Annotated in this window: 14 protein-coding genes; 10 read left to right on the top strand and 4 right to left on the bottom strand. The window is 71.6% G+C overall.

Going from position 1 to position 15,489, the window contains the following annotated elements; all coding sequences use genetic code 11:
* Positions 1 to 63 precede the first annotated feature (63 nt).
* The gene (locus ACFY30_RS12055) at positions 64 to 2,085 is read right to left on the bottom strand and encodes a beta-galactosidase (protein ID WP_390845083.1); all 2,022 of its coding nucleotides are present in this window, start codon (positions 2,083 to 2,085) and stop codon (positions 64 to 66) included.
* A gap of 229 nt (positions 2,086 to 2,314) precedes the next feature.
* On the opposite strand from ACFY30_RS12055, the gene ACFY30_RS12050 reads away from it, so the two are divergent.
* The 6 genes from ACFY30_RS12050 (at position 2,315) to ACFY30_RS12025 (ending at position 7,523) form a co-directional block, all read left to right on the top strand.
* A complete protein-coding gene (locus tag ACFY30_RS12050; protein ID WP_390845082.1) occupies positions 2,315 to 3,634 on the top strand; it encodes an ABC transporter substrate-binding protein in 1,320 nt (439 codons plus the stop codon).
* Positions 3,631 to 4,605 carry a carbohydrate ABC transporter permease gene (locus tag ACFY30_RS12045; RefSeq protein ID WP_390845081.1) on the top strand — a complete coding sequence of 325 codons (975 nt, stop codon included), beginning with the start codon at positions 3,631 to 3,633 and terminating at the stop codon, positions 4,603 to 4,605. The genes ACFY30_RS12050 and ACFY30_RS12045 overlap by 4 nt, the downstream gene beginning before the upstream one ends.
* Positions 4,602 to 5,507, top strand: a complete 906-nt coding sequence (locus ACFY30_RS12040; RefSeq protein ID WP_390845080.1) for a carbohydrate ABC transporter permease — start codon at positions 4,602 to 4,604, stop codon at positions 5,505 to 5,507. Before ACFY30_RS12045 ends, ACFY30_RS12040 begins: the two co-directional genes overlap by 4 nt.
* Positions 5,504 to 6,538, top strand: coding sequence for a LacI family DNA-binding transcriptional regulator (locus ACFY30_RS12035; RefSeq protein ID WP_390845079.1), 1,035 nt, complete (start codon positions 5,504 to 5,506; stop codon positions 6,536 to 6,538). Before ACFY30_RS12040 ends, ACFY30_RS12035 begins: the two co-directional genes overlap by 4 nt.
* A 169-nt stretch (positions 6,539 to 6,707) precedes the next feature.
* The gene (locus ACFY30_RS12030) at positions 6,708 to 7,055 is read left to right on the top strand and encodes a VOC family protein (protein WP_390845078.1); all 348 of its coding nucleotides are present in this window, start codon (positions 6,708 to 6,710) and stop codon (positions 7,053 to 7,055) included.
* Between the two features lie 66 nt (positions 7,056 to 7,121).
* Positions 7,122 to 7,523, top strand: coding sequence for a MarR family winged helix-turn-helix transcriptional regulator (locus ACFY30_RS12025; RefSeq protein ID WP_390845077.1), 402 nt, complete (start codon positions 7,122 to 7,124; stop codon positions 7,521 to 7,523).
* A gap of 54 nt (positions 7,524 to 7,577) precedes the next feature.
* On the opposite strand, the gene ACFY30_RS12020 is transcribed toward ACFY30_RS12025, so the two are convergent.
* The 3 genes from ACFY30_RS12020 to ACFY30_RS12010 form a co-directional block, all read right to left on the bottom strand.
* Entirely contained in the window at positions 7,578 to 8,669 is a 1,092-nt protein-coding gene (locus ACFY30_RS12020) for a hypothetical protein (protein ID WP_390845076.1), read from the bottom strand.
* Positions 8,670 to 8,826: 157 nt separating this feature from the next.
* On the bottom strand, positions 8,827 to 9,225 hold the full coding sequence (locus ACFY30_RS12015; protein ID WP_390845075.1) for an SseB family protein: 399 nt from the start codon (positions 9,223 to 9,225) through the stop codon (positions 8,827 to 8,829).
* A gap of 237 nt (positions 9,226 to 9,462) precedes the next feature.
* Positions 9,463 to 10,080 (bottom strand): MerR family transcriptional regulator, encoded by a 618-nt coding sequence (locus ACFY30_RS12010; RefSeq protein WP_390845074.1) that lies wholly within the window; start codon positions 10,078 to 10,080, stop codon positions 9,463 to 9,465.
* Positions 10,081 to 10,198: 118 nt separating this feature from the next.
* Between ACFY30_RS12010 and ACFY30_RS12005 the strand changes: the two genes are divergently transcribed.
* From ACFY30_RS12005 to ACFY30_RS11990, 4 genes are all read left to right on the top strand, one after another.
* Positions 10,199 to 10,600 (top strand): DUF3291 domain-containing protein, encoded by a 402-nt coding sequence (locus tag ACFY30_RS12005; RefSeq protein WP_390845073.1) that lies wholly within the window; start codon positions 10,199 to 10,201, stop codon positions 10,598 to 10,600.
* Positions 10,601 to 10,628: 28 nt separating this feature from the next.
* Positions 10,629 to 12,089 (top strand): MFS transporter, encoded by a 1,461-nt coding sequence (locus ACFY30_RS12000; protein WP_390845072.1) that lies wholly within the window; start codon positions 10,629 to 10,631, stop codon positions 12,087 to 12,089.
* 74 nt (positions 12,090 to 12,163) lie between these two features.
* The gene (locus ACFY30_RS11995; RefSeq protein WP_390657669.1) at positions 12,164 to 13,609 is read left to right on the top strand and encodes a glyceraldehyde-3-phosphate dehydrogenase; all 1,446 of its coding nucleotides are present in this window, start codon (positions 12,164 to 12,166) and stop codon (positions 13,607 to 13,609) included.
* 106 nt (positions 13,610 to 13,715) lie between these two features.
* Positions 13,716 to 14,831, top strand: coding sequence for a LacI family DNA-binding transcriptional regulator (locus ACFY30_RS11990; protein ID WP_390845071.1), 1,116 nt, complete (start codon positions 13,716 to 13,718; stop codon positions 14,829 to 14,831).
* The last annotated feature ends 658 nt before the right edge of the window (positions 14,832 to 15,489 follow it).

Raw genomic sequence — 15,489 nt, 5'->3', positions numbered from 1 at the left:
GGCTCCCTCGTGAGGGCCCCCTCCGCCCGCGGCTCGCGGCTCCACGGGCGGAGGGGAGTCGGCTCAGCCGTCGAGTCGGACGACCCGTACGGCTCCCGCCGGGACCGCGAGGCGGCCGGCGGCACGTTCGCCTGTCAGCAGCTCGGTGCCGGACGTCTCCAGTGGCACCTTGGCGTCGGTGGCGGTGTGGTTGACGGCGAAGAGGTAGCTGCCGCTCTCGCCGGAGCGGCGCACCACCTCCACGTCGCGGGGCAGGTCGGCGCGGGGGGCGAGCCGGGCGTCCTCGGCGGCCCAGCCGATGAGGGCGTCCAGGCCCTCGTGGCCGAGGCGGGTGGAGACGTACCAGGCGGTGCCCTCGCCGAGGCGGTGCCGGGTGACGGCGGGGTGTCCCGCGGTGAGGCCGTCGGCATACGTCCAGACGGTCTCGGCGCCGCGCGGCACCACGAACTCGGTCCACACGTCGCCGCCGAGCTCGGAGCCGTCGGGGCCGGTCAGGCGCACGTCCTGGCCGGGGAGCAGCGGGGAGAACTCCTCGACGGTCAGGCCCAGGACGTCGCGCAGCGCGCCCGGGTAGGCGCCCTCGTGGACGGCGTCGTGCTCGTCGACGATGCCGGAGAAGTACGACACGACGAGCGTGCCGCCGTTCTCGACGTACTCCCTGAGGTTGTTCCCGGCCGCCTCCGTCGTCAGATAGAGGGCGGGCACCACGACCAGCGGGTACGCCGACAGGTCGGACTCGGGGTGGGCGAAGTCGACGGTGAGGTGGCGGTCGTAGAGCGCCTCGTAGAAGGCGTCGGCGCGCTCCCTGGCATCATGGTCCTCGCTGGGGCGCCAGGCGAGGTTCTGCGCCCACCAGGAGTGCCAGTCCCACAGGACGGCCACGTCGGCCTCGGTGCGGGTGCCGCGGATCGTGGCCAGCGAGTCGAGGGAGGCGCCGAGCTCGACGACCTCGCGCCACACGCGCGTGTCGGTGCCGCCGTGCGGGACCATCGACGAGTGGAACTTCTCGGCGCCGCGCCGGGACTGCCGCCACTGGAAGAACATGGCGCCCTCGGAGCCCCGGGCCACGTGGGCGAGTGAGTTGCGGGCCATCTGGCCGGGGGCCTTGGCCGGGTTGCGCGGCTGCCAGTTGACGCCCGACGTGGAGTGTTCGAGGAGGATCCAGGGGGCTCCGCCCGCGACCGAGCGGGTCAGGTCGGCGGCCATCGCCAGATTGACGTGGGTGCGGCGGCCGTCGGTGATCAGATAGTGGTCGTTGGTGACGATGTCGACCTCGCGGCCCCAGGCCCAGTAGTCGACCGAGTCGCACTGGCTGAGGGCCGTCATGAAGTTGGTCGTGACGGGGACGCCGGGCGCGAGGCGGTGCAGGATGTCGCGCTCCGCGCAGAAGTTCTCGCGCATGGTGGCGTCGGCGAACCGCTGGTAGTCGAGGGCCTGGCCCGGGTTGCCGACGGTCGGTGTGGCGCGCGGCGGGTTGATCTCCTCGAAGCTCGCGTAGCGCTGGCCCCAGAAGGCGGTGCCCCAGGCCTCGTTCACCGCCTGCACCGTGCCGTACGTCGTCTCCAGCCAGCGGCGGAAGTGGGCGGCGCAGGAGTCGCAGTAGCAGGCGGAGACGGGGACGCCGTACTCGTTGTGCACGTGCCACATCGCGAGCGCCGGGTGGTCGCCGTAGCGCTCGGCGAGCCGGGTGGTGATCGCCGCCGCCGCCGCGCGGTAGTCCGCGTTGCTGTGACAGATGGCGCCGCGGGAGCCGAACTCGTAGCGCACGCCCTCGGGCGTCACGGGCAGTGCCTCGGGGTGGGCGCGGTAGAACCAGACCGGCGGGACGACGGTGGGGGTGCCCAGGTCGACGCGGATGCCGTTCTCGTGCAGCAGGCCGATGATCCGGTCCAGCCAGCCGAAGTCGTACACCCCGGGCGAGGGCTCGAGCAGGGCCCAGGAGAAGATCCCGACGCTCACCATGGTGACGCCGGCCTCCCGCATCAGCCGGACGTCCTCCTGCCAGACGCTTTCCGGCCACTGCTCGGGGTTGTAGTCCCCACCGAAGGCGAGCCTGGTGAGGCCCCTGGGGGTGGTCTCCGGCATGGATGTCTCCCGTTTAATCGATCATTTGGGAACGTGCACACACTGCGGCGGCGTTCGGAGCCCAACATAACCGCACAGCAACAACCATTGACAAGTGTCCGGGATGTTTCTCTACTGTGAACGCTCACAGACAGCATGACGGGGCCCCGCGACGGGCGGGGACCCAGGTCGTGCCATTCGCATGGCAGGTTTCCGCACCCGGCGGGGACCCAGGTCAGGGGAGAGATCCATGCCCAACACGAAGCGCCGTCGCCTCGTGGCAACTGCTGTTGCCGTCGCTCTCGGCAGCACCGCCCTCGCCGCCTGCGGCTCGTCCGACGGTGACAGCAAGGCCGAGTCCGGTCCGGTCTCGCTGACGTACTGGACCTGGACGCCCGGCATGGACAAGGTCGTCGACCTCTGGAACAAGGGCCAGGGCAAGAAGGACCGGATCACCGTCACGGTGAAGAAGCAGGCGTCCGGCGACACGCTGGTCACCAAGATCCTCACCGCGCACAAGGCGGGCAAGGCGCCCGACCTGGTCCAGGCCGAGTACCAGGCGCTGCCGACGCTGGTCAGCAATGACGCGCTGGCGGACATGGCGAAGAACGTCGGGGACGCGAAGAGCAAGTTCGCCGACGGTGTGTGGCAGCAGACCACGCTGGGCACGGACGCGGTCTACGCGGTGCCGCAGGACATCGGCCCGATGATGTTCTACTACCGCGCCGACCTCTTCAAGAAGTACGGCCTGACGGTCCCGACCACCTGGGACGAGTTCGCCGAGACCGCCCGCGCGCTGAAGAAGAAGGCTCCGGACAAGGACCTCACCACGTTCTCCGCCAACGACTCCGGTCTGTTCGCGGGCCTCGCCCAGCAGGCCGGCGCCCAGTGGTGGACCACCTCCGGCGACAAGTGGAAGGTCGGCATCAACGACGCGGCCACCGAGAAGGTCGCCGACTTCTGGGGCGGCCTCGTCAAGGAGGGCGCCATCGACAACCAGCCGATGTACACCCCGGCCTGGAACAAGGCGCTGAACACCGGCAAGCAGATCGCCTGGGTGTCGGCGGTGTGGGCGCCCGGCACGCTGACCACCGCCGCGCCCGACACCAAGGGCAAGTGGGCCATGGCCCCGCTCCCCCAGTGGTCGGCGAACGAGAACGTCACCGGCAGCTGGGGCGGCTCCTCCACGGCGGTGACGACGGACTCGAAGCACCAGGAGGCCGCCGCCGAGTTCGCCGCCTGGCTGAACACCGACGACGAGGCCCTGCAGGCGCTGGCCAAGGAGAGCGGCATCTACCCCGCGGCCACCAACGCCCAGATCAGCGGCGCCTTCTCCGCCCCGCCGGAGTACTTCTCGACGCAGCCGGACTTCTACACGCTGGCCGCCGGCATCGCGAAGACGACGGCGCCCTCCGCCTGGGGCCCGAACGTGAACGTGGCCTACCAGACCTTCAAGGACGCCTTCGGCGCCGCCGCGAAGAACAAGTCCAACTTCTCCGCCGCCCTGGACGAGATGCAGGACGACACGGTCGCCGACCTCAAGAAGCAGGGCTTCGAGGTCTCCGAGTGACCACCGCACGCCGGAAGTCGTACGGGGTCAAGGGGGCCCCGTACGTCCTCCCCTCTCCCACCACCACCCTCAGACGAGCGCGAAGCGCCCCCTACTTCTTCCTCCTCCCCGCGACGCTCCTCTTCGCCCTGTTCTTCGCGCTGCCCATCGGGTACGCGGTCTGGCTCAGCTTCCACAAGGTGAAGGTGTCCGGCCTCGGACTGGGCGCCGGTGCCCGGAAGGAGGTCTGGGCCGGCATCGAGAACTACACCGACGCCTTCACCGACAGCGAGCTGGTGGACGGCGCGCTGCGCGTCCTCGGGTACGGCTGCATCGTCGTCCCGGTGATGCTGGGCCTGGCCCTGCTGTTCGCGCTGATGCTGGACTCCGAGAAGGTGCGGCTGGCCCCGTTCACCCGGCTCGCGATCTTCCTGCCGTACGCCATCCCCGGCGTGGTGGCGGCGCTGCTGTGGGGCTTCCTGTACCTGCCGGACGTCAGCCCCTTCTACTTCGTGCTGGAGAGGCTGGGGCTGCCGCAGCCGGACCTGCTGGACGGCGGTCCCCTGTATCTCGCCCTCTCCAACATCGCGGTCTGGGGCGGCACCGGCTTCAACATGATCGTCATCTACACCTCGTTGCAGGCCGTTCCGGCCGAGGTCTACGAGGCGGCGAAGCTGGACGGCGCCACCCCGCTGCAGATCGCGCTGCGGATCAAGATCCCGATGGTGGCGCCCTCGCTGGTGCTGACCTTCTTCTTCTCGATCATCGCCACACTCCAGGTGTTCAACGAGCCCACCACCCTGAAACCACTCACCAACTCCGTGTCCACGACCTGGAGTCCGCTGATGAAGGTGTACCGGGACGCGTTCGGCACGGGTGACATCTACCAGGCGGCCGCCGAGGCCGTGATCATCGCCCTCGTCACGCTGGTGCTGTCGTTCGGCTTCCTGCGGGCCGCGAACCGCCGTAACAAGCAGGAGGCAGCGCTGTGAGTTCTCTCGCCGTCCCGAAGGCGCCGACGGCGGCCGGTGCGACCGGCGCCGCGCGGAGCCGCCCGCCGCTGCGCAGCCGGGTCGCGCTGGTGCCGACGATCACGCTGCTGCTGGGCGCGGTCTACTGCCTGCTGCCCGTGGCGTGGGTGGTGATCGCCTCCACCAAGTCCGGCCGTGAGCTGTTCTCCACGTTCACCTTCCTGCCGGGCACGGGCTTCGCCGACAACCTCAGGGACCTCAACTCCTACCGCGACGGCGTCTACTGGAAGTGGCTGGGCAACTCCGCCCTGTACGCCGGTCTCGGCGCCTTGCTGTCGACCTGTGTGTCGGCGTTCAGCGGGTACGCGCTGGCGACCTACCGCTTCCGCGGCCGTGAGTCGATGTTCAACATCCTGCTCGCGGGCGTGCTGATGCCGCCGATCATCCTGGCCGTCCCGCAGTACCTCCTGCTGGCCCAGGCGAACCTCACCGACTCGTACTGGTCGGTGCTCCTGCCGCAGATCCTCTCCCCCTACGGCGTGTACCTGTCGCGCATCTACGCGGCCGCGGCCGTGCCCGGTGACGTGGTGGAGGCCGGCCGGATGGACGGGGCGGGCGAGTGGCGGATCTTCACGCGGATCGCGCTGCCGATGATGGTGCCCGGGCTGGTGACGGTGTTCCTGTTCCAGTTCGTGGCGGTGTGGAACAACTTCCTGCTGCCGTACATCATGCTGAGCGACGACGAGAGGTTCCCGATCACGCTGGGTCTGTACACGCTGCTGGAGCAGGGCTCGAACCAGCCCGCGCTGTACACGCTGGTGATCACCGGGGCGTTCCTGGCCGTGATCCCGCTGGTGGCGCTGTTCCTGGTGGTCCAGCGGTTCTGGAGTCTGGATCTGCTGTCCGGGGCCGTAAAGTCATGACCATGAGCAATGGTGCGGGGGGCCGGCGCAAACCGCCGACGATCCACGACGTGGCCCGGGAGGCGGGGGTCTCCCGGGGCACCGTCTCTCGTGTGCTCAACGGCGGGCACTACGTCAGTCCCTCCGCGGCGGAGGCGGTCAACGCCGCGATCCGCAAGACGGGTTACGTCGTGAACCGGCACGCCCGTTCACTGATCACCGGCCGTTCGGACTCCGTGGGCTTCCTGCTGACGGAGCCCCAGGAGCGGTTCTTCGAGGACCCCAACTTCAACGTCCTGCTGAGCGGTTGCACCCAGGCCCTGGCGGCGCACGACATCCCGCTGCTGCTGATGCTGGCGGGCACGAAGGACGAGCGGCGGCGCATCACGCGGTACATCACCGCGGGTCACGTCGACGGGGTGCTGCTGGTCTCCAGCCACTCCGGGGACCCGGTGGCGGAGGAACTGCGCGAGGCGGGGGTGCCTCTCGTCCAGTGCGGCAAGCCGATGGGGCTCCGCTCCAAGGTGAGCTACGTGGCCGCGGACGACCGGGACGGCGCCCGTGACATGGTGCGCCATCTGCTGTCGCTGGGCCGCCGGCGTATCGGCGTGGTGAGCGGCCCGCTGGACACCCCGGGCGGAGTCGATCGCCTCGCCGGTTACAAGGAGGTGCTCGCGGAGGCGGGCATCGAGATCGACGAGCGGCTCATCGTCTCCGGCGACTACAGCCGGGCCAGCGGGCAGGCGGGCGCCGAACGGCTGCTGGCGCAGGCGCCGGACATGGACGCCGTGTTCGTGGCGTCCGACCTCATGGCCCAGGGCGCCCTGACCGCGCTGCACCAGGCGGGCCGCCGGGTTCCCCAGGACGTGGCCGTGGGCGGCTTCGACGACTCCGTCGCCGCGACGGAGGCCACCCCGGCCCTCACCACGATCCGTCAGCCCTACGACCGGATCAGCGCCGAGATGGTGCGCGTGCTGCTCGCCCAGATAGGCGGTGAGGATCCGGCGGCGGTGATCCTGCCGACGGAGCTGGTGAAGCGGGAGTCGACCTGACGGATCGCGAGCGGGGCCGGTCACGAGGACCGGCCCCTTTTCCGTGCCGTGCCGTGCCCCACGATCCGGTCAGGATTCGAGAAGCGTCCTCCCCTGCCCTCGGCCTAGCGTGAGACCACCGACGCCGACGATCCCGTCGGCGGCACGCACCGACGAGGAGTGACCAGCCATGGCTGCCGGACTGCAGACGATCATCTACCCCGTCAAGGACCTCGACCGGGCGAAGGCCGTGTTCAGCGCGTTGCTGGAGGTCGAGCCGTATGCGGACGAGCCCTACTACGTCGGTTTCAAGGCCGCCGGCCAGGACGTCGGCCTCGACCCGAACGGGCACGGCAAGGGCATGACCGGCCCGGTTCCGTACTGGCACGTCACGGATCTGCGCGAGCGGCTCGCGGCGCTGCTGGCGGCGGGCGCGGAGCTGCTCCAGGACGCGCACGACGTCGGCAACGGCCGGCTGATCGCCTCCGTGAAGGACCCGGACGGCAACCTGGTGGGGCTGCTGCAGGACCCCTCGTAGCCAACTGCTTGCACCCGCACTAGTTGCACTGTCAAGGAAGGGCGGAGACGGTGTTACCGTGCGGGTATGGCAGCGAAGACGGCCGGGGCGGGCCTCGAGGAACGGTGGCGGGACATCCTGTCGGTGCACGCGCGCACCATGTGCGAGATCGACCGCGCGCTGCACCCGCACGGCCTCGGCGCGAGCGACTTCGAGGTGCTCGACGTCCTCGCCGCCGAGGCGCCCCTGCGGGGCGACCAGTGCCGGGTGCAGGACCTCGTCGGGCGGGTGCACCTCAGCCAGAGCGCTCTGTCCCGCCTCATCGGCCGGCTGGAGAGGGACGGTCTGGTGGAGCGTGCCGTCTGTGTGGAGGACCGGCGCGGGGTGTACGTGACCCTCACCCAGAAGGGCCGTGACCTGCACTCCGAGGTGCTGCCGCTGCAACGGGCGGTGCTGGAGCGGATGCTGGGCGGCGCTTCCCGGGCCTGATTCCCGCCCGTCCGCCGCACGGATCACCCGGCCCTGTCCGCCCGGCGCCGCCTGCTACGACCGCGTCTCCCCCGGCCTGCGGTCCGCCGGCCGGCGCGGGGGGATCGGTGCCGACGGGAAGTCGCGCGGCCCTGTCCACAGGGCCGGGACCGCGTCGCAGCGACGGCACAGTTCGTAGCCGAGCGCCTCGTAGTTGACCCGCCAGCCCTTGAAGTGCGGCCATGCCTCCTCGGTGTCGCGTTCGGCTCGGAAGCCGGCCGACTCCAGCATCGACACCGCCGCGTCGAACTCGACGTAGGTCAGACGGACCGGGGCGTCCGGCGAGGGGTCGGAGTCGAAGGTGAAGCGGATCGAGCGGGCGATGTCCCGCAGGGCGGTGAATCCGGCGCGCAGCACGAGCCGGGCCTCCGGCGGGGCGGAACGCGGTGTCAGCGCGAGCTGCATGGCCGCCGCGTCCATCACCGCGATGAGCCCGACCAGCCAGCTGCGGTGCGGGCGCGGGGAGCGGAAGGCGAGCAGCACGGGGTACGTCGAGTGGCTCTCCCCCATGTCCGCGGCCAGCCGCTCCCAGGCCCGGTACAGCTCGGGCAGGGCGGTCTCGGTGTCGACGAGCCACTGCCGGGCGAGGATCTCCGGACCCCAGGCGGGCTCGCCGGCCCGGGACTGGAGCAGGGTGACCTCCAGCTCACGGCGGTTGTAGGCGGCGTAGAGGGTGGGGAGGTAGGCGATCTGGAGGGCGATGACGACCGGGCCGGTGATCGCGGCGGCGAAGTCGAGGCCGGTCAGCCTCAGGCGGGCGCCGCCGGCGAAGCCCAGGGTGAAGAGGCTGGAGCCGGCCTCCCGGAAGGAGGTGGTCCAGTCCAGCGGGGACAGGGCGTACAGCAGCAGGCCGTACCCGATCAGGGCACCCGCCAGCCAGATCCCCAGCATGCCGACCAGCATCAGCGGGGCGAGCCAGGCCTGCAGACGGTCGATGGCCTCGTAGCCGCGGCGCAGGGCGGCCAGGTGCAGCAGGCGGCGCAGCGTCCACCACAGCCGGTACACCACCACGGAGTACAGGCCGCGCGGTACGACGAGGGTCCGCAGGATGCTGCCGAGGACCAGCGCGAGCACGAGTGCGCCGGCCACGCCGGAGAGCCAGATCATGCGGTCATTCTGGATCACGTGCCCGGGGTGGACCGTTCTCCCGGTGCAGCGGTTCGCGCCGGAGCGGCCGGCCCCGCGGCCCGCGCGCTCCGGCGCCGTCCGCCGGCAGAGATGTGCGGTCCGTGCGGGTCCCTCGGTCCCGCACCGGGTCTCGGGCTCACCTGACGAGCAGGGTCCGTACCCCTTCGGAGGTGAGCGTCAGCGGGTGCTCACCGGCCGCGTCGATCGCGAGCGACAGTTCCTCGGCCGGCCACTGCGCGGCGAGCGCGCCGAGCGGCACCAGACGGTAGCGGTCGATACCGGGCAGCAGCCCGGCCATCTCCGGTTCGGAGGTGAACACCGGTACGACGGGTGCGCCGCCGGGGTTCTCCAGCACCGGCAGGGCCACCGTCGCGGGGTTGGTGACGTCCTCGTCGGTGGCGTCGTCGGGCACGGGCACCAGCACGTCGCAGTGCGCGAGCGTGTCCAGGGCCGTCGTGTCCTCGGTGTCCCGGGCGAGCGCGTCCAGCGCCCACTGGGCGGGGTTGGCCTTGCGGTCGTGGGCGGGCGTCTCCATGGCAGATCCCCTCGTCGCGGCGGTCGTACGGCCCGCTCCGGAAGCATTCCCTCCGGGCGGGGTCCGGCCTCGCGTACCCGACGGGGCGAGGATCAATCCCCTCGCTCCCCGGGGTTGGCTCGGCCGCGCCGGGGCGAGGAGTCCGGCGCAGGCGACGCGAGGGCGGCGAGGACCCCCGGGGCGGCCTGTGCCGCTGCGGCCGGATCCCCGACGCCGGCACGCTCAGCGCGGCCCCCGCTAGGTGGTGTGCCGCCGGGCCGACTCGTTCTCCTGGGCCATGCGCCGCAGGGCCATCAGGGCGGGCTCCAGCAGGACGGTCAGCAGCAGGGCGCGTTCGGCGGTCTCCAGCGGGTCCTCGATCCCGTCGAGCTGGTCGAGGTCGAGCACCGCGGTGCGCTCGGCGAGGCGGGCGTACGGCAGCAGGGTGTGCCAGTCCAGGGGGACGCCGAGGGCGCGCAGTGAGCCGAGGGTCTCGGCGAGGGTGGCGCGGGCGGGTGCCGCCTCGTGCACGTCCCAGCCCAGCTCCCTGACGAGCGCATCGACTTCGGCCGCGTCCGGGACGTCGTCGGCGGGCTTCTCCCCCACCCGGACGGAGCCCAGGGCGAGGCCCAGGAGGCGGTGGGTGTCGCCGGTGTGCTCGGCGAGGGCGTCCAGCACCTCGCGGGTGGTGCTGACCGACAGGCCGCGCACGCCGGTCAGGGCGCGGATCAGGCGCAGCCTGCGCAGGTGCTGGTCGTCGTACTCGGCCTGGGTGGCGGCCGTCTGAAGGCCGGGCGGGAGCAGGCCCTCGCGGAGGTAGTACTTGATCGTCGTCACGGAGACGCCACTGCGGCGGCTCAGTTCGGAGATGCGCATGCGGTTCGGCTCCGATTTCGTGCGGCCCCACTCTTGAAAACTGGATACCTCTACTGTCTAACATAGATAGTAGAGGTATCCAATATGCCCCCGCGCCGTCGGAGAGAAGGCCACAGCCATGCCCACCCTGCGCTGGACGACCGTCAGCACCCCCGCACCCGACACCGAGGCGTTCGTGATGGCGTCCCGGTTCGAGGTCCGCTCGTTCCACGACGTACCGCGCTTCCTCTGGAAGTCGCTGGCCGCGTGGCGGCAGGTCTGCGGCGCGCCCGGCGCGTACGGCGCCTCCCTGATCGCCGAACCCCTCAAGCGCACCTTCTGGACCCTGTCGGCCTGGGAGGACAAGAACGCCCTGTACACGTACGCGAGGACCGAGCCGCACCGGTCCGTCATGACCGGTATGCGGCCCACGACGAAGGAGTCGGTCTTCACGTTCTGGCAGGTCCCGGCCGCCGGACTGCCCATCGACTGGAACGACGCCCGACGGCGCCTCGCCGAGCAGGCCCGCTCCGGTGCCTGACCGCCCACACCCAGGAGAGAGCCCCGCCATGCCCCTGTCCGAAGAGAGCCCGGTCCTCGACGCACCGGCCGCCTCCGCCCCCGAGGCCCGGGGCCGACGCACACCGCTCTGGCTCGCGATCGTCGCGGCCGCCGTGCCGATGTTCATGGTCGCGCTGGACAACCTCGTCGTCTCCACGGCCCTGCGCACCCTGGCCGTGGACCTCGGGGCGGACACGCAGGAACTGCAGTGGTTCGTCAACGCCTATGTACTCAGCTTCGCCTGCCTGCTGATGACCGGCGCCGCGCTCGGCGACCGCTTCGGGCGGCGGCGGGTGTTCGTCATCGGCATCGCCCTGTTCACCCTGGCCTCGATCGGCTGCGGCCTGTCCGACACCAGCGCCCGGCTGATCACCTTCCGCGCGCTCCAGGGCCTCGGCGCGGCCGCCGTGATGCCGCTGTCGCTGACCCTGCTGTCGCAGGCCGTGCCGGTGCGGCTGCGCGGCATGGCCCTCGGGGTGTGGTCCGGCGTGAGCGGTCTCGCCGTGGCGATGGGCCCGGTGGTCGGCGGCGCGGTCGTCGACGGCTGGGACTGGCGCTGGATCTTCTGGATCAACGTGCCGGTGTGCGTGATCGCGATCCCGCTGGTGCTGTCCGCCCTGCGCGAGAGCTCGCTGCCCGCCGTCCGGCTCGACCTGACCGGCATGGTGCTGGCGGCGGCCGGGCTGTGCGCCGTGGTGTGGGCGATCGTGCACGGCGAGCCCGACGGCTGGACCTCCGGGAGGGTGCTGGGCGCGTTCGCCGCGGGCGTGGCGCTGCTGGCCGGGTTCGCCCGGTGGGAGGCGCGGGCGCCCGAGCCGATGCTGCCGCTGTCGTTCTACCGGGTGCGGGCCTTCACCCTCACCAACTTCGTGTCCGCGGCGATGTACTTCGGGGTCTTCGGCTCCCTGTTCCTGCTCGCCCAGTACCTCCAGATCGTGCCGCCGCGCACCCCGCTGGAGGCCGGTGTGCGCACCCTGCCCTGGACACTGATGCCGATGTTCGTGGCCCCCGTCGCCGGACTGCTCACCGACCGGGTGGGCGGCGGCCGGCTGATGGCTCTCGGACTCTTCCTCCAGGGGGTCGGCCTGGGCTGGATCAACCTGGTCGCCGATGTCGGCACGGAGTACGCGTCCCTGGTCGGCCCGATGATCGTGGCCGGCGTCGGCATGGGCTTCGTGTTCGCGCCCACGGCGGCGGTCGTGCTCGGCTCGGTCGCCGGGCAGCACGCCGGCAAGGCGTCCGGCGCCAACGCCACCGTGCGCGAGATCGGCGGTGCGCTCGGCATCGCCGTCCTCAGCACGGTGTTCGTGGCACACGGCAGCACCGAGGGGCCGCGGCAGTTCGTCGACGGTCTGCACCCCGCGGTGTGGGTCGGGGTGGCTGTGGTGTTCGCCGGCGCGCTGTGCGCCCTGGGGATTCCCCGGCGGCCGCGGCCGTCCGGGTCCACTCCCGCCCGTCCGCACACCTGAGCGGACCCCCGCTTGAATGATCGAAGGGGCATCGGGTTAGCATCTGAGCGCCACCTAGCTCGAAAGATAGGCCCGTGACGCTCAACGACGATTCGTTCACCAACTGGAAGAACCGCGAGGAGATCGCGGAGTCGATGATCCCGATGATCGGGAAGCTGCACCGCGAGCGGGATGTGACGGTCCTGCTGCACAGCCGCTCCCTGGTGAACAAGTCGGTGGTCAGCATCCTCAAGACCCACCGGTTCGCCCGGCAGATCGCGGGCGAGGAGCTCTCGGTCACCGAGACGCTGCCGTTCCTCGAGGCGCTCACCACCCTGGACCTCGGCCCGTCCCAGATCGACATCGGCATGCTCGCCGCCACCTACCGGGCCGACGACCGCGGTCTGTCGGTGCGCGACTTCACCGCCGAGGCCGTGGCGGGCGCCACGGGTGCGAACAAGATCGACCGCCGGGAACCGCGTGACGTCGTCCTGTACGGCTTCGGCCGCATCGGCCGGCTCGTCGCCCGGCTGCTGATCGAGAAGTCCGGTTCGGGCAACGGCCTGCGGCTGCGCGCCATCGTGGTGCGCGGTGGCGGCGACCAGGACCTCGTCAAGCGGGCGTCGCTGCTGCGCCGGGACTCCGTCCACGGCCAGTTCCAGGGCACGATCACGGTCGACGAGGCGAACGGCACGATCATCGCCAACGGCAACGAGATCAAGGTGATCTACGCGAACGACCCGACCGAGGTCGACTACACCGCGTACGGCATCGACAACGCCATCCTCATCGACAACACCGGCAAGTGGCGCGACCGCGAGGGCCTCTCGAAGCACCTGCGGCCCGGTGTCGACAAGGTCGTCCTGACCGCCCCCGGCAAGGGCGACGTCCCGAACATCGTCCACGGCGTCAACCACGACACCATCAAGCCGGACGAGCAGATCCTGTCCTGCGCCTCCTGCACCACCAACGCGATCGTCCCGCCGCTGAAGGCGATGAACGACGAGTACGGCGTGCTGCGTGGTCACGTGGAGACCGTCCACTCGTTCACCAACGACCAGAACCTGCTGGACAACTACCACAAGGCCGACCGCCGCGGCCGCTCGGCGCCGCTGAACATGGTGATCACCGAGACCGGTGCCGCGTCCGCCGTCGCCAAGGCGCTGCCCGACCTCAAGGCCCCGATCACCGGCAGCTCCATCCGGGTTCCGGTGCCGGACGTCTCGATCGCGATCCTCAGCCTGCGGCTGGGCCGTGAGACCACGCGCGAGGAGGTCCTCGATCACCTCCGCGAGGTCTCGCTGACCTCGCCGCTCAAGCGCCAGATCGACTTCACCACGGCCCCCGACGCGGTCTCGATGGACTTCATCGGCTCGCGTCACGCCTCGATCATCGACGCCGGCGCCACCAAGGTCGACGGGGACAACGCCATCCTCTACCTCTGGTACGACAACGAGTTCGGCTACTCCTGCCAGGTCGTCCGCGTCGTCCAGCACGTGTCCGGGGTGGAGTACCCGACCTACCCGGCCACGAGCGTCTAGCCCGGCGGGGCCGGGGAGGGCAAACGGCTTCCGGCTTCCGGCTTCCGGAAGGCACGGTCCCCTCTCCCGGCCCGTCGCGGGACCACCGATGCAGTAACGTCGGGCCGTGACGGATCACGCAACCGGGGACCCCGCGGGCCGGCTGCCCGTGGGCGGCGGCAGGCGGCGGCGCGGCGCCGCGGGCCAGGACAGGCCCAGCACCATCCGCGACGTCGCGGCCCGGGCGGGAGTGTCGGTGGCGACCGTCTCACGGACGCTGGCCGGCAACTACCCCGTGTCCGAGGCGACCCGGGCCCGGGTGACGGCCGCGGTCGAGGCACTGCACTACGTGGTGAACGTCCACGCCAAGGCGCTCTCCGGCGGGGTCCCCGGCCCGATCGCGCTGGTCCTCCACGACATCACCGGCCCTTCCCTCGCCCATGTGGCCGCCGGGGTGGAGCAGGAGGCGGCGGCCCGGGGGCGGCTGAGCCTGGTCTGCGCCACCCACGGCGATCCGGCCCGCGAGGACGATCTCGTCCAGCTGATGCGGGAACAGCACGCCGCCGCGGTGGTGCTCGTCGGCGGCGCGGAGATCGACGACGCGTATCACGCGCGGATGGCCGGCTACGCGAAGGGGCTTGCCTCGGCGGGGTCCCGGCTGGTCCTGGTCGGCCGCCCGCCCCTGCCCGCCGGCCTGCCGGCCACGGTGATCGAGTACGACAACCGCGGCGGCGCCTTCCAGGCCTGTGCGCATCTGCTCACCGCCGGGCACCGGCGCATCCTGTTCCTCGGCGGCGAGAGCGGGTTCAGCACCGCCGAGCAGCGCCGCGCCGGTCACCTGGACGCGCTGCGGGCGCACGGGGTGCCGTACGAGGAGGACCTGGACGTGCCGGGTCCCTACACCCGTACCTCCGGCTATCTGCGCACCCGGGACGCCCTGCGCGCCGGGCGGGAGTTCACCGCCGTCCTCGCCGGCACCGACATGGTGGCCCTCGGCGCGCTGGCCGCGCTGCGGGAGTTCCGGCTGACCGTCCCGGACGACGTCTCGGTGATCGGCTACGACGACGTGCCCTTCGCGGCGGACCTGACCCCGGCCCTGACCACCGTCCGCGTGCCGTACGAGGACCTCGGCCGGTCCGCCGTGCGGCTGGCGCTGGAGCGGGAGGAGCGGGTCTCCGGGGACGACCACGTGGTCCTGAGCACGCAGTTGGTGATCCGCCAGTCGGTGCTCCCGCGCACCTGAGCCGCACGGGCGGCCGAGCCGACCGGGTGGCCGAGCCGACCGGGTGGCCGAGCCAGACCGCACGGCCGAGACGGACCAGCATCCGCACCGACCGGGCGCCCGAACCGGCCGGCTGGCCGAGCCAGACCAAGCACCCGCGCCGGACAGGCAGCCGGCCCGGACAGGCAGCCGGGCCGGACAGGCAGCCGGGCCGGACCAAGCACCCGCACCGGACGAGTGGCCGAGCCAGACCAAGCACCCGCGCCGGACAGGCAGCCACGCCGACAGGCAGCCGAGACGGACCGGACACCCGAACCGGCCGGGCCGCCGAGACGGACCTCACGGCCGAGACGGCCAGCCACCCGCACCGGACGAGTGGCCGAGCCAGACCAAGCACCCGCGCCGGACAGGCAGCCACGCCGACAGGCAGCCGAGACGGACCGGACACCCGAACCGGCCGGGCCGCCGAGACGGACCTCACGGCCGAGACGGCCAGCCACCCGCACCGGGCGGGTGGCCGAGACGGCCAGGCACCCGCACCGGGCGGGTGGCCGAGGCGGACGGGTGGCCGTGTGGGGCCCGTGGGCGGGGGGCTGCCTCGGCAGACCGTGGAGGGGGCCTCCGTGGGCGGGGGACCTTCCGGTCCGTGCGGCGGTCGGCCGGTGGGCCGGAAGGTCGG

It is taken from the genome of Streptomyces sp. NPDC000345, from assembly GCF_042898825.1.
In the GTDB taxonomy this organism is placed as follows: Bacteria; Actinomycetota; Actinomycetes; order Streptomycetales; family Streptomycetaceae; genus Streptomyces.
This window is presented reverse-complemented; position numbering and strand designations above follow the sequence as displayed.

Coding starts and splice junctions, on each gene's coding strand:
- ACFY30_RS12055 (WP_390845083.1), bottom strand. CDS start 2,085: ATGCCGGAGACCACCCCCAGGGGCCTCACCAGGCTCGCCTTCGGTGGG.
- ACFY30_RS12050 (WP_390845082.1), top strand. CDS start 2,315: ATGCCCAACACGAAGCGCCGTCGCCTCGTGGCAACTGCTGTTGCCGTC.
- ACFY30_RS12035 (WP_390845079.1), top strand. CDS start 5,504: ATGACCATGAGCAATGGTGCGGGGGGCCGGCGCAAACCGCCGACGATC.
- ACFY30_RS12030 (WP_390845078.1), top strand. CDS start 6,708: ATGGCTGCCGGACTGCAGACGATCATCTACCCCGTCAAGGACCTCGAC.
- ACFY30_RS12025 (WP_390845077.1), top strand. CDS start 7,122: ATGGCAGCGAAGACGGCCGGGGCGGGCCTCGAGGAACGGTGGCGGGAC.
- ACFY30_RS12020 (WP_390845076.1), bottom strand. CDS start 8,669: ATGATCTGGCTCTCCGGCGTGGCCGGCGCACTCGTGCTCGCGCTGGTC.
- ACFY30_RS12015 (WP_390845075.1), bottom strand. CDS start 9,225: ATGGAGACGCCCGCCCACGACCGCAAGGCCAACCCCGCCCAGTGGGCG.
- ACFY30_RS12010 (WP_390845074.1), bottom strand. CDS start 10,080: ATGCGCATCTCCGAACTGAGCCGCCGCAGTGGCGTCTCCGTGACGACG.
- ACFY30_RS12005 (WP_390845073.1), top strand. CDS start 10,199: ATGCCCACCCTGCGCTGGACGACCGTCAGCACCCCCGCACCCGACACC.
- ACFY30_RS12000 (WP_390845072.1), top strand. CDS start 10,629: ATGCCCCTGTCCGAAGAGAGCCCGGTCCTCGACGCACCGGCCGCCTCC.